11 protein-coding genes and 1 other RNA gene are annotated in these 13,014 nt (G+C 56.9%); 5 read left to right on the forward strand and 7 right to left on the reverse strand.

From position 1 onward, the window contains the following. Positions 1-6 precede the first annotated feature (6 nt). Together LN050_06270 and LN050_06275 are read right to left on the reverse strand one after the other, a co-directional pair. Positions 7-1,101: a hypothetical protein gene (locus LN050_06270; protein ID UFS55462.1), complete on the reverse strand. Its 1,095-nt coding sequence runs from the start codon at positions 1,099-1,101 to the stop codon at positions 7-9. Beyond that, positions 1,098-1,247 carry a hypothetical protein gene (locus tag LN050_06275; protein ID UFS55463.1) on the reverse strand — a complete coding sequence of 50 codons (150 nt, stop codon included), beginning with the start codon at positions 1,245-1,247 and terminating at the stop codon, positions 1,098-1,100. The genes LN050_06270 and LN050_06275 overlap by 4 nt, the downstream gene beginning before the upstream one ends. A gap of 290 nt (positions 1,248-1,537) precedes the next feature. On the opposite strand from LN050_06275, the gene LN050_06280 reads away from it, so the two are divergent. From LN050_06280 to LN050_06295, 4 genes are read left to right on the forward strand one after another with little or no spacing between them, the layout of a single operon-like run. Beyond that, complete coding sequence (locus LN050_06280; GenBank protein UFS55464.1) at positions 1,538-1,777, forward strand: hypothetical protein; 240 nt, start codon at positions 1,538-1,540, stop codon at positions 1,775-1,777. Further along, positions 1,774-2,256: a DUF2924 domain-containing protein gene (locus LN050_06285; GenBank protein UFS55465.1), complete on the forward strand. Its 483-nt coding sequence runs from the start codon at positions 1,774-1,776 to the stop codon at positions 2,254-2,256. The genes LN050_06280 and LN050_06285 overlap by 4 nt, the downstream gene beginning before the upstream one ends. After that, a complete protein-coding gene (locus tag LN050_06290) occupies positions 2,253-3,596 on the forward strand; it encodes a recombinase family protein (protein ID UFS55466.1) in 1,344 nt (447 codons plus the stop codon). Before LN050_06285 ends, LN050_06290 begins: the two co-directional genes overlap by 4 nt. Then, positions 3,593-4,021 carry a hypothetical protein gene (locus tag LN050_06295; protein ID UFS55467.1) on the forward strand — a complete coding sequence of 143 codons (429 nt, stop codon included), beginning with the start codon at positions 3,593-3,595 and terminating at the stop codon, positions 4,019-4,021. The genes LN050_06290 and LN050_06295 overlap by 4 nt, the downstream gene beginning before the upstream one ends. A 753-nt stretch (positions 4,022-4,774) precedes the next feature. Here the strand turns inward: LN050_06295 and LN050_06300 are convergent. The 5 genes from LN050_06300 to LN050_06320 form a co-directional block, all read right to left on the reverse strand. Next, positions 4,775-6,835 carry an RNA-directed DNA polymerase gene (locus LN050_06300; protein ID UFS55468.1) on the reverse strand — a complete coding sequence of 687 codons (2,061 nt, stop codon included), beginning with the start codon at positions 6,833-6,835 and terminating at the stop codon, positions 4,775-4,777. A gap of 509 nt (positions 6,836-7,344) precedes the next feature. Then, positions 7,345-7,718: a transfer-messenger RNA gene (gene ssrA, locus LN050_06305) on the reverse strand. Positions 7,719-7,762: 44 nt separating this feature from the next. Next, entirely contained in the window at positions 7,763-8,425 is a 663-nt protein-coding gene (locus tag LN050_06310) for an HAD-IA family hydrolase (GenBank protein UFS55469.1), read from the reverse strand. 6 nt (positions 8,426-8,431) lie between these two features. Further along, entirely contained in the window at positions 8,432-9,109 is a 678-nt protein-coding gene (ubiG, locus tag LN050_06315) for a bifunctional 2-polyprenyl-6-hydroxyphenol methylase/3-demethylubiquinol 3-O-methyltransferase UbiG (GenBank protein ID UFS55470.1), read from the reverse strand. Between the two features lie 188 nt (positions 9,110-9,297). After that, positions 9,298-9,903, reverse strand: coding sequence for an OmpA family protein (locus LN050_06320; GenBank protein ID UFS55471.1), 606 nt, complete (start codon positions 9,901-9,903; stop codon positions 9,298-9,300). 380 nt (positions 9,904-10,283) lie between these two features. On the opposite strand from LN050_06320, the gene gyrA reads away from it, so the two are divergent. Beyond that, positions 10,284-13,004, forward strand: coding sequence for a DNA gyrase subunit A (gene gyrA / locus LN050_06325; GenBank protein UFS55472.1), 2,721 nt, complete (start codon positions 10,284-10,286; stop codon positions 13,002-13,004). Positions 13,005-13,014: the final 10 nt, after the last annotated feature.

Consider the following 13,014-nt stretch of genomic DNA (forward strand, 5'->3'; position numbering starts at 1 on the left):
CACACCTCACTCGAACAAGCTGCCTGCCATGGTAGCAGGCTCCTCCTGCTCCCGTCCGGTCTTGAGGACCTGCTGCGCCTTCAAGATGCCCAACTGGACCAGATAGCCCTCAAGTTGGGTACGCAGCTTCTCATCAAACTTGTGCAGGTTCAGTCGCCCCTTGCTGGTGATCTCCACACTGACCACCTGGCAGCGGCTTTTGCCCCGCATCGGTGCCAGATAGAAGTTGAGAACAGCAGCCTGGATGGTCCAACCGCGTGCAAGCGGGTTTTCTGCGCCGAAGTAATCCTGCAGCAGCTCCGTCACACAGCGCTGATCACTGGACGCGCTGGCCGTGCATTCCATCTTGAGTCGTCCACATCCACTGACCACGGTCACGCTCTTGACTTGCAATCCGACAAATCCGTCATCAATCGCCTGCGGAATCTTCAAGCCCAAGCGCAATGTGGACAGGTTCAGACGCGGCGTCTGGATACGCTGTGCATCGGCATCCACACCAAGCAGGTGCCTGGCGAAGGCCTCACACAACATGGCGTGATACTTGGCTCCACCACGAATGATGGTGCGAGCCACACCTGTGGCTTGGGCGTATTCCAGCACCATGTGTATGTTCGGACTGCCCACCCTGCGCTGCAGCTGACTGCCCTCAAACTCCAGCTTGGCCGTAGCCAGGTCCTTGGCGTGGATCGAGATCAATTGCGTGCCGCGCGCCCGATCCAGCACATTGACCACGCATACCTCACCGCACCCTAACTCCCGCTGGTAGAACCCTTTGATGGAATCGCTAAAGGCGGCAATCGACGCCTCATCGCGCTTGATGGGATGCTTGATACCCAGATCGTGCTGTTGGGCTTGCTGTCCATGGTGGTCGAGATATTCGATCTCGGCCGCAGCCTCAAACAGTGCGGGGTGATTGACATATAGCCAGAACGCCCGGTGCAAGTCGCTCTTGCAAGCGATAAGCCCCATCAATTCTGTCGGTCGGTCATGCGCGGCCTGAAACATGGCCTGCTTACCCAAGGGGTGGGCCAGCAGCGTGCTGGCGTGCAAACCGGCCACGATGCGGTCACGCATGGCAGCATTCGGATGCATCTGAATCAAGCCAACCAGCTCTTGGAGGCTTGGACCGAGTCATGCCAGATCCACCCCTCGGGCAAAGGCATGGTGTGGCGCTCGATGAAGGTTTTGAGGGTGTCGTCGACAGGCAGGTTCAGCAGTATGTCGGCGTAGGTCTGAGGGCGGCTCATTCGTTGTCTCCTTTGTTGTTGTTGGTCTCGGCAATGAGGCGTCTCAGCCCCTGATCTGAAGACCTGGTACTTGGGATGAGTTTTGCCGGATTGCTGGATAAATATACAGCTTTTTACAGGTTTGTCAAAAGCACTCATGCAAGCCGCTTGGCTGCTGATACCGGCTCTAAAAGTCCAGGATTTATGCGGGGTTCCAGCTCGTGTCCCCCATTGGCCCGCCAAAACACGTTACCTCTGGAGGGGCTCGCTCATACGATTTATGGACGGTTTTTTCACCAAATCCCCTACCCATGACAGACCACCTGAACCCCTCCACAAACCACCTCGGCAAGCGCTCCGAAAAGAGCGGATTTCTCTACCTGTCGCAGATCAGCGAACTGATGGCCAAAGGCGCCCTCAGTCAACACCAGAAGCTCACCGAAATCCACAGCAGTCAGGTTTACGCCACTGATCTGGACGAGTTCGTGGACTTCCATGCCTGGCAGAGTGTGAATGTGAACCCGTCTACACAACAAGGAGTTCACCCATGAAGCCACGATCCATCACCCCGCGCGAGCAGCGCAGTCTGGAAAAGCTCAATGCCGTCCAGCGCGAAGTGGCCACCCTGCATGAAATGAAGATGCCCGATCTTTGGAAAGTGTGGGATCTGCATTTCGCAAGCCGCCCGGTGCACCCCAACCGCAAATACCTCACCTCACGCTTGAGCTACCGGATTCAGGAACTGGCCTTTGGCACCTTGCCGCAGTCCACACGCGAGCGCTTGGTCGACTACGGCCAAAACCTCTCCAAAATCAAGACCAACACACCGGCCAAAGCGGTGGCCATGCCCGGGGCCACCCTGGTGCGGGAGTTCGAGGGCAAGGAATTCAGGGTTGAGGTTTTGGCTGACGGTCGCTACGAGTACAACCAGAAGATCTACCGCAGCCTATCGGCGATTGCCAAGAACATCACCGGCACGCATTGGTCCGGACCCGCATTTTTTGGCGTGAAAAACATGGTGGCCGCATGACTGAAGTGACCATCAAACGCTGCGCCGTCTACTGCCGTGTGTCCTCTGATGAAGGCTTGGACCAGCAATTCAACTCCATCGATGCCCAGCGCGAAGCAGGCCTGGCCTTTGTGATGAGCCAGCGCGCAGAAGGCTGGGTGCCAGTTCAGGACACCTACGAAGACCCCGGCTTCTCCGGCGGCAACATGGAACGCCCCGGCTTCAAACGCCTGATGGCAGACATCAAGGTCGGGCGTATTGACGTAGTGGTGGTCTACAAGATCGACCGCCTCTCGCGCTCCCTGGCCGATTTTGCCCAGATGATGAAGGTCTTTGACCAGCACACGGTCAGCTTCAGCTCCGTCACCCAGCAAATCAATTCCTCGACCTCCAACGGACGCCTGATGCTCAACATGCTGCTGTCTTTTGCACAGTTCGAGCGCGAAGTAACCGGCGAACGCATCCGCGACAAGATTGCCGCCTCCAAACGCAAGGGGTTGTGGATGGGGGGCGTGGTGCCGCTGGGCTACCGTGTGGAGGACCGTCAACTGCTGATCCACCCGAAAGAATCGGAAACTGTGAACTGGATCTTCAACACCTACGCCAGCACGGGATCGACCACGCAGATGGTCCTGCAGATGAAGGAGCAAAACCTCCTGACCAAAACAGGAAGGCATTTTTGCAAGCAGTCGCTGTATAAGGTGCTGCAAAACCGCGTGTACCTGGGCATGCTCTCGCACAAGGGCAAGTACTACCCCGGTGCCCACAAGCCCCTGATCGATCAGGTCCAGTGGGACAAGGTGCAGATGTTGCTTGCGCGCAAACCCGAAGAGAAGAACCGGGCTACCTGGTCCTCGAAGGCCCGGACGCAGTTTCTGTTGCGTGGCTTGATCTACACCCCTGCAGGCGATCTGTACCTTCCGATGGCCTGTCAGAAGAAGTCTGGCAAGGTCTACCGCTATTACGTGCACAACAAAAAAATGCACGAAGGTGCCAGCCAGAGCACCGTCGCCAACCAGCCCGCCGAGCTGGTGGAACAGGAGGTCACCCGGCAGGTACTCGATTTCCTGTGCTCGGGCACGATGCTCAACCAATACTGGCACCAGATCCAGCAGCTCAATCCCGGCATCCCCGAAGCCCAAGCTGTGAATTTAGTGCTTCAGCGCACTGCGGAAATCTGGGACAGCTACTTCGATGAGCTCAAAAGCCACATCATCCGCAGCTTGGTCGAACGAGTCACGCTGCACGATGACGACACGATCGAGGTCAGCTGGCGCACCACTGACTGGCTGGCTCTGCTGGAGGCAATGAAGCCCGGGACCATCGGCGCAGAGATGCTGGAGATGGAGATGCCAGCATGAGCGAGATGACAATCAGCAAGGAAGGCGAAGGTCTTAGGATCTCCACGCGCAAGCCCTTCAAGCTCAAACGCCGCCCAGGCATCAAAACTCTAATCCTGGCCCAGGACGCGCAAGATGGCCAACCGACGGGTGCTGTGTTAGAAAAGAGCGTCCACGTCGCCATGTTCCACGGACTGGCCAAGGCCCATTACTGGCAGTGGCTGCTCGACACCGGGCAGGTCAAGAGCGGTTCAGAAATCGCCCAATTGGAAGGACTGGATCCGAGCACGGTCAATGAGCTGCTGCGCCTGACGCTGCTGGACCCTGCCCTGGTGATGGACATCCTTGGAGGAAAGCCACCTCATGAAGCCAACATGATGTGGTTCACCAGAAACGCACTACCTAACCTGTGGCATGAGCAATTCATGTCACAGCAAGCCGCCTGAAGGTATTCATAATGCTCCGTGCGACCTTCAGCCAATTTCGCGGCCATGGCTTGGTTTTACGAAAAGTGGCGTTTTGACAGGATGCAAGCGATTCACTCTACAGTCCCATTTCCGGTATGCAGCGGGAGCCGTCAGCGGCTCACATTTTCTGGTTAGCGATTCTTGGCAGAAGCTGTCGAACAGGATTGGCGCCCTAAGCTGTCGTTCTATGACCCTTTTGGAAGATGTTGTCGCACCTGAAGATTCATACCTCCTAAGCCTAGGAAAGTCGCTGCGCGAGTTGACTGCGTTATCCACTTGCCTTAACGTAGGGCGGCCAAACTCGGAGAGCATTTCTTCAAGCTAAAGGAGGACAGATATGCCAATCAAGCCTGGGCCCAAACCAATTGCCAAATCAACGGGCAAACCTGATAAGCGTCGACGTGACAACAAGGAAACGCCAAAGAATACGCCTGACCTCAAGCCTCACAAGCATAAAAAGGGCGATTAACGGTAGTGGGGTGCGCCTGCGTCAGTACCCATCGTGAGCGACGGCAACCAGCCTGCAGTTGTCATTGCCAAACCGGCCGACCGGAGTGCAGCGAAAGGCGTCTCTCCCGATCACTCGCCTGAGCGTCCGCCTCCGCCGAAAACTGACACACGCACTAGCGCGGCGATGGGCAGAGTTGCAGCTATTTCGGTCAAACCATCCTCCAACGATTCGATGTGCGTCAACAGCGCACATGCGGCATCGCCGTCGCTACAAACGTCCCCTCAGTACCCTGCAGCATTGATCTCGGTCAGCGCGGCGATCAGGTGTCTGCGGCCGGTCTTCAGCCACTTGAACGGGATGCGCCCAGTCCTCGCTTTCGTCGCATGAACCACCGCGTGGGAAAGCTCACCCTCACCGCGCTTCTTGTGCAGTTCTTCGACAAGCGTATGCGTGTTCGGGAACTTGGTCTTGAAGGCTTTGCGGCCGATAACGTCCCCGAACTTCCCCAGAGTTCGCACGCCCATACTTCCGTCGCGCTTGAAGAGGTCGTCGACCAGGAGATCGTTGAAGACATCAAGCATGCTGACCCAGGCGGTGGGGTTCGTCTTGAAGTAGCCCTTGCACGCAACAATCTTTGACTCGGCGTGACGATAGTTCTTGCCGAAGAACTTCCGCCAGTTGACCGCGAAGTCCATGCCGGTCATCTCGTGAAGCGCCAGCCGGATTCCGCACACCTTGGTGTCGGCACGGCGCAGCAGGCCGTTTTCCCGCAGCACGATCTTGGCCAGCGGATGGATGTCGCGGATCGGCTTTCGAACCTCGCAGTCCAACAGCGCAGCTAGCCACCCCGCAGCCAGGGCAACGTCGGCGTCATTGCTTCGCATCGAGACGTTCAAGAGTCGGTCTCTCCGGCCTTTGGCGATCTCAAACCAAGGCATGCCGAAATGCAACCGCGTTCGAAGCCAAGATGTCCGGGAATAGAGCAGCGCATAGTCAGCCTGCCGCTCGGTCAAGTGCGAAAGACGGTGCAGCGCGCTCCACAGGGCCGCGGTCAGCTCTGGCGTACTGGTTCGCGGCGCCCACAGCTTCTTCAGGGACGAGCGCAAGCGCCTAGTGCGCGACCTAGAAAGACGATCATCCGCCGCCGTCACTAAGCTGGCCCGGATCGCCGGGTAGAGATCCTGCGTTTGGATGTGGCTGAGCAGCCGATCAGCATGCTTGTCGGGTAGGGACCGAAACTTCTGCAGGTAGGCTGAGACCTGGGGGTAGTAGTGCGGCGCATGCTCGAAGACACGCCAAAGGCGGTCAAGCACACGAAGCGACGGATCTGCCTTGGCCAACAGGAACTTGAACCTAGTTGAGTCCGTGACCCGATAGCCGCCTTCGCGCGGTGCAAGCTCAGCGAGCCTGCTTCGAATACCTGCCTGGTCGGGCTCCGGTCCGCTCAAGACTGTCTCCACAGGCGAGCTAACAGACTTCAACTCGTCCCGGATATCCTTCACCTGGTGGATGTCGATCTTCCCCGACTGCGGAAACAAGCCCACGTCCTTGCTCAGTCGGTCAAGTGAGACGAGCGCGTACCGCAAGTGATCCTCGCTCTTGGCGAAGAGACGGATGTCATCGACGTACCGGAAGTACTTGACGTCGAAGCGGGTGCGGAAGTTGTCGTCGAAGTGCTTGAGCACTGCTTCGGAAATCAAGCCCGAGCTCAACGGCCCCTGCGGGATGCCGTGGTCGTGATAAATCTGAGTCGTCGTTGCCGTCCATTTGTTCAGAAGGCGGGTCAGTTCCATACAGAAATCATGGTCAAGGCCAATTTCCTTGAGCATGTGGCGCAGCACGTTGTGATCAATGCTGTCGTAGAACGCCGTGAGATCAAAGCTTGCGGTCCACGTGTAGCCGTTCGCAAAGACCGTCTCCGCAGCCTTGTTGAAGGCCTTGTAACCATCGGTCCAACGGCGGTAGAACCAGAGGCTCGTCGCTCCCGCGTACTGGTGACCAAACACTTGGCGGTTGTACTTGCTTCTGACGCGCGGATGCAGACGCTCGGCGACGATATTGGCCATCGCTTGGTACACGATCTGGTCCTCGATGCCCAGCAACGTGTACGGACGCAGGATGCCCGAAGGCTTCGGCAGGAAAAGCTTGCACGCGTCGGATGGCTCAAAAATGCTTCGATCAAGTCGATCTTTTAGATGCTTGAGCAGGGCCCCGTCTGAGGTCGCGTAGGCCGAGTACAGCTCCCGGAAGTGCGACTTGTACGTCCGATCTGGATTCGAGCGAATCCATTGCCATGCACGCTGCAGATTCTCTAGACGCGCGGCAGACTTCGGGAACGGCATAACAAACGTGTCCTTTAGGAAAGCGTTTTCACGCGGGTAGAGGCTTCACTGGTCATCGATGCGCTCGGTTTCCAACCAGAGCGTCAAGACACGGCCAGCCCCCTTTGCTGCGTGAACATTGCATGGAATGGTAACTGCCGATTTCAGCGCAGTTGAGCGAAAAGCTGCCCGCAAGGACTTCTCGTCTGCTTCGTGTCATTAAGCTGCCGCTCGTCGGGCGGAGGGTAAAGGCTGCAACCAACCTGAGACCGACATTTATCCGGTTCAACTCCCCTATGCTTGGCCACTGACATGGTCCAACCCAATCGCTGTAACCCGCATGAATACTGGGTTCGACTTATGGACACGTCCACAAGGCAACAGAGAAAAAAGAGAGAAATTCGGACTCTGAGGCCAAAAACCGGAGAAATGTGCCCTGCCGCGTCCACAAGGAAAAACGCGGAAGCCCGCTAATACAGGGCTTTCCGGACATGAAAAAGGGGGACAGAGAAAATCTGTCCCCCCGCATATGGTGGAGCTGGCGGGAATTGAACCCGCGTCCGCGAGCCTTATTCGTATGGTTCTACGTGCGTAGTCGTCTGATTTAAATCTCGCTTCTTTGGTCGCGCAGCAACACGCTACCCAAGACGCCAGTTACCTTGAATCTCACACCCGACTAAGTAACCCAGCCGTGTGCCAGCCAACGTAAATTCCCTCATAGCCGGGAGGTATTGCTACCCCCTTGCCCAGCCCGTCAGCATGCTGTTTTGAGTCTCACAGCTTAAGCTGCGAGTGCGAAACGTTCGTCGTTTGCAGTTAGTTTTTTTCAGCGGATTTACGAGGTGACTGAACCTCGGCACGCCCCACCACGCTTCCGAACCCACGTCGAAACCAGTGCAGCCCCAAGTCGCCTAGTTTACGTTAAATTCGCCCCAAGCGCACGGGGCGCTACAGGTTTAACAGCTGTAGCAGCTCAAGCGGCTTGTCAATATGGGCTTGTGCACCCCAGGTGGACGCGTCGTTGTTCGAGCCCAAGTAGCCATACAGGGCTGCAACAGTGGGCATGCCTGCGGCCAGGCCTGCAACCATATCGCGCTCATCGTCACCGACATAGATGCAGTGCTTGGCATCAACGCCAGCGCGCCTGGCAGCCTCCAACAGCGGTGCCGGGTGTGGCTTGGGGTGTGGTGTGGTGTCGCCGCTTACTACCGTGCATGCATTGCCAAACAGCGGCATACGCTTCACTGTAGGGAGCGTGAAGCGCTCGCTTTTGTTGGTCACAACGCCCCACTTCATGCCTGCAGCTTCTATACGCGCTATCAGCTCAGCCACCTCATCAAAGACCACGGTATTGGCCAGCAAGTTACGCTCAAACTCCTCAAAAAATTCGTTGCGCATCTCGGCAAAGTCGGCATGGTCTGGCGACATGTCAAAGCCGACTTTGAGCATGCCGCGTGCACCAGCGCCCGCCATGGGGCGGTAAACGTCCAATGGCAATGGCGGCATACCGCGCTTGGTTCGCATGCGATCGGCGGCAGCACCCAAATCTGGCGCGCTGTCGATGAGGGTGCCGTCCAGATCAAACAGGACCAAATGTACGTTGGAGAACATGGTGGCTTAGGCCTGCTTGGTGGTGGCCAACATGTAATTCACGCTGGTGTCGCCACCCAACCAGTAGTGCTTGGTCAATGGGTTGTATGACATGCCTTTGGTGGCGTTGAGCTGCAAGTCGGCGGCTCTGGCGTAGCTGGCCAGTTCACTGGGCTTGATGAATTTGGCGTATTCGTGCGTGCCTTTGGGCAACAGCTGCAGCACATACTCTGCGCCCACAATAGCAAACAAAAATGCCTTGGGGTTGCGGTTGATGGTGGAGAAAAAAACCGTGCCGCCGGGCTTTACCAGGGTGGCACAGGCCTGCACCACGGATGCGGGGTCTGGCACGTGCTCTAGCATTTCCATGCAGGTCACTACATCAAACTGGCCAGGCTGCTCTGCGGCCAGCGCCTCAGCGCTCATTTCGCGGTACTGCACGTTGGGCGTTTGCGCCTCCAGCGCATGCAGCTTGGCCACGCTCAGCGCTTTGCTCGCCAAATCAATGCCCAGCACATCAGCGCCAGCACGGGCCATGGCATCACTCAAAATGCCGCCGCCACAACCCACATCAAGTACACGCTTGCCAACAATATCAACCTGCTCACGCATCCAGTTCAACCGCAAGGGATTAATTTGGTGCAATGGTCGAAACTCACTATCCGGATCCCACCACTTGTGGGCCAAGGCTGAAAACTTGGCCAATCAGCTGGGTCTGCGTTTACTTCGGGTGCGGCGGTGTGGTGTGGCGTAGTCATAGCGTGCATTATCGCGCCCATAAAAAAAACCGCCCTGCCTTGTGCCCTATTGGCACCCGGCAAAGCGGTTTTATTGTCGTTTGCAAGAGGCTGCTTGCAGCAGCCCCTTTTGACCGGCGTTAGCCGTTGACTGGATTAACGTGAGCCAACCACTTCAACTTCAACGCGACGGTTCTTGGCACGACCTTGACGTGTGCTGTTGTCAGCAACTGGGCTGGTCTCGCCTTTACCTTCGGTGTAGATGCGGTTGGCGTCGATGCCCTTGGACACCAAGTAAGCCTTGACAGCTTCAGCACGCTTTGTTGACAACATCTGGTTGTAGCTGGCTGGGCCGCTGGTGTCGGTGTGACCAACAGCAACGATTACTTCCAAGTTGATGTCTTTTACTTTTGCGATCAAGCCGTCCAGTTTGGCTTTGCCAGCTGCTTGCAACACGGCCTTGTCGAAGCCAAAGAAGGCGTCAGCAGCGTAAGTAACCTTGGCTGGAGCAGCAGCTGGTGCTACGGCTGCAGGCGCAGGTGCTGGCTTGGCAGCAGGTGCTGGTGCAGCAGCAACAATGGCGCCATCACAACCAACAGCAGCTGTGGCTGGTGTCCAGTTGGCAGCACGCCAGCAGAATTCGTTGGTGCCGTTTTTCCAAGCGGTACCGTCAGCGCTTACCCAGTTGTTAACTTCGGCGCTGGCAGCGGTTGCCAAAGCAGCGGTTGCGATCAGCATTGCAACTTTGTTTAGTTTGATCATGGAAATCCTCTTTCTCTTTATGCGCAACGCTTGCGCGACATGGATAAACGCTTCGAGTGACTACCACTGAAAACGATTTAAACATTTTAGCCACAACTCTCGGCCTGTCGTCAGCGCAGAGCGTGAAGACGGGCCACAGTCGTTGACTTTTTTTAAAGCCCGTAGCCGAAATACAACAAAAGAATTAGCCGGTGCCGCCGCATCCGGCTTGGCGCCTCGTGCAGCTGGCCCACAGGCTGTGCGCGCGAGCTTGACTTCACCCTGTTTGCGCCACGGACAAGGGCTTGTCGCAATGGGGCCGGTGCGGTTTGGCACGCTTTTAAAGCGCTTAAAATGACTGGTTAGCCTGAGGCTTCTCAACTAAACCAAGTACACAGCACATGACCCAGTTCGCCAAAGAGACCTTGCACATCAGCCTTGAAGAGGAAATGCGCCGCAGCTACCTAGATTACGCCATGAGCGTGATCGTGGGCCGGGCACTGCCTGATGCGCGTGATGGCTTGAAGCCAGTGCACCGCCGCGTGCTGTACGCCATGCACGAGCTCAACAACGACTGGAACAGGCCTTACAAAAAGTCTGCGCGTATTGTGGGCGACGTGATTGGTAAGTACCACCCACACGGCGACACTGCGGTGTACGACACCATTGTGCGTATGGCGCAAGACTTTTCATTGCGCCACATGCTGGTGGACGGTCAGGGCAACTTTGGCTCTATTGACGGCGACAACGCCGCGGCCATGCGTTACACCGAAATTCGTCTGGCAAAAATCGCCCACGAAATGCTGGACGACCTGGACAAAGATACCGTTGATTTTGGCCCCAACTACGACGGCTCAGAGCAAGAACCGCTGGTGATGCCCTCTCGCTTGCCCAACTTGTTGGTCAACGGCTCCGCAGGTATTGCGGTGGGTATGGCTACCAACATTCCGCCGCACAACTTAAACGAAGTGGTTGATGCCTGCATGCACATGCTGCACAACCCAGAGGCCACTGTTGAAGACCTGATGGAAATCATTCCGGCGCCAGACTTTCCTACCGCCGGCATTATTCACGGCATTGGCGGGGTGAAAGAAGGCTACCGCACCGGTCGCGGTAAGGTCATCATGCGTGCGCGCTGCCACTTTGAAGACATTGACAAAGGCCAACGCGAGTCCATCATCGTTGACGAACTGCCTTACCAGGTCAACAAAAAGACCTTGCTCGAACGCATAGCCGAGCTGGTCACAGAAAAGAAAATTGAAGGCATCAGCCACATTCAGGACGAGTCAGACAAATCTGGCATGCGCGTGGTCATTGAGCTCAAGCGCGGCGAAGTACCAGAAGTGGTGCTCAACAACCTGTACAAGCAAACCCAGCTGCAAGACACCTTTGGCATCAACATGGTGGCGCTGGTCAACGGCCAGCCCAAGTTGTGCAACCTCAAAGACCTCATTGATATTTTCTTGCAGCACCGCCGTGAGGTGGTCACACGCCGCACGGTATTCACGTTGCGCAAAGCGCGCGAGCGCGGCCATGTGCTTGAGGGTCTGGCCGTTGCCCTGGCCAACATCGACGAGTTCATCGCCATCATTCGCAATGCGCCCACACCACCCGTGGCCAAAGCCGAATTGCTGACCAGGTCATGGGACAGCCAATTGGTGCGCGAAATGCTCACCCGCACCCGCGAAGACGGCGCCACCATCAACGCTGACGACTACCGCCCAGACGGCGTAGACCGCAACGTAGGCATGGGCGCGGACGGTTTGTACCGTTTGTCCGAGACGCAAGCGCAAGAAATTTTGCAAATGCGCCTGCAACGCCTGACTGGCCTCGAACAAGACAAAATTGTGTCCGAGTACAAGGGCGTCATCGCTGAGATTGACGACCTGCTTGACATTTTGTCCAAACCATCGCGCGTCAGTGTCATCGTGGGTGATGAGCTCACCGCTATCAAAACCGAATTTGGCCAAACCAAAATTGGCGCGCGCCGCTCAGAGATTGAGTACAACGCCCAAGAACTGGCCACCGAAGACCTCATCACGCCAGAAAACATGGTGGTGACTTTGTCGCACACGGGCTACATCAAGAGCCAGCCCCTGACTGAATACCGCGCACAAAAGCGCGGCGGCCGCGGCAAAATGGCTGCCGCCACCAAAGAAGACGACTGGATTGACCAGCTCTTTATTGCCAACACGCACGACTACATTCTCTGTTTTTCCAACAAGGGCCGCGTGTACTGGCTCAAGGTGTGGGAAGTGCCGGCGGGCTCGCGCAACTCGCGCGGTCGCCCCATCGTGAACATGTTCCCGCTGCAAGAAGGCGAAAAAATCAACGTGGTGCTACCTCTCACCGGTGACCACCGCACTTTCCCAGAGAACAACTTTGTGTTCATGGCAACCAGCATGGGCACGGTCAAGAAGACGCCACTGACCGACTTTTCCAACCCACGCAAAGCCGGCATTATTGCCGTGGCTTTGGACGACAACGACTACCTCATTGGCGCCTCGCTGACCGAAGGCAATCATGATGTGATGTTGTTCTCGGATGGCGGCAAAGCCGTGCGCTTTGACGAAAACGATGTACGTCCCATGGGCCGTAACGCCCGCGGCGTGCGTGGCATGATGCTGGAAGATGGTCAAAACGTGATTGCCATGCTGGTCTCGCCCAGCGATGTCACGCAAGTCGACAGCGCCGGTGGCGCCTACCCCACCAGTGTGCTCACAGCCACTGAAAACGGCTACGGCAAGCGCACACCCATTGAGGAATACACCCGCCACGGTCGCGGCACCAAAGGCATGATTGCCATTCAACAAAGCGAGCGTAACGGCCAAGTGGTCGCCGCCACGCTGGTGCACACCGAAGACGAAATCATGCTCATCACCGACACTGGTGTGTTGGTGCGCACACGCGTATCAGAAGTGCGCGAAATGGGCAGGGCCACACAAGGTGTGACCCTCATTGGCCTGGACGCAGGCAGCAAACTGTCTGGCATGCAACGCATTGCCGAGCGTGATGCAGAGTCTGACGCTGCTGAAGACGCAGATGTTGACGCAGACAGCGCGCAAAACGGCGACAACAACAGTGATGCAGATACCACCGGCGACAGCGGCTCTGCTGAATAAACCGTGAGCG

The organism is Comamonadaceae bacterium M7527 (assembly GCA_021044545.1).
GTDB lineage: Bacteria > Pseudomonadota > Gammaproteobacteria > Burkholderiales > Burkholderiaceae_C > RS62.

Coding starts and splice junctions, on each gene's coding strand:
- LN050_06275 (UFS55463.1), bottom strand. CDS start 1,247: ATGAGCCGCCCTCAGACCTACGCCGACATACTGCTGAACCTGCCTGTC.
- LN050_06280 (UFS55464.1), top strand. CDS start 1,538: ATGACAGACCACCTGAACCCCTCCACAAACCACCTCGGCAAGCGCTCC.
- LN050_06285 (UFS55465.1), top strand. CDS start 1,774: ATGAAGCCACGATCCATCACCCCGCGCGAGCAGCGCAGTCTGGAAAAG.
- LN050_06290 (UFS55466.1), top strand. CDS start 2,253: ATGACTGAAGTGACCATCAAACGCTGCGCCGTCTACTGCCGTGTGTCC.
- LN050_06295 (UFS55467.1), top strand. CDS start 3,593: ATGAGCGAGATGACAATCAGCAAGGAAGGCGAAGGTCTTAGGATCTCC.
- LN050_06300 (UFS55468.1), bottom strand. CDS start 6,835: ATGCCGTTCCCGAAGTCTGCCGCGCGTCTAGAGAATCTGCAGCGTGCA.
- LN050_06310 (UFS55469.1), bottom strand. CDS start 8,425: ATGTTCTCCAACGTACATTTGGTCCTGTTTGATCTGGACGGCACCCTC.
- LN050_06320 (UFS55471.1), bottom strand. CDS start 9,903: ATGATCAAACTAAACAAAGTTGCAATGCTGATCGCAACCGCTGCTTTG.
- gyrA (UFS55472.1), top strand. CDS start 10,284: ATGACCCAGTTCGCCAAAGAGACCTTGCACATCAGCCTTGAAGAGGAA.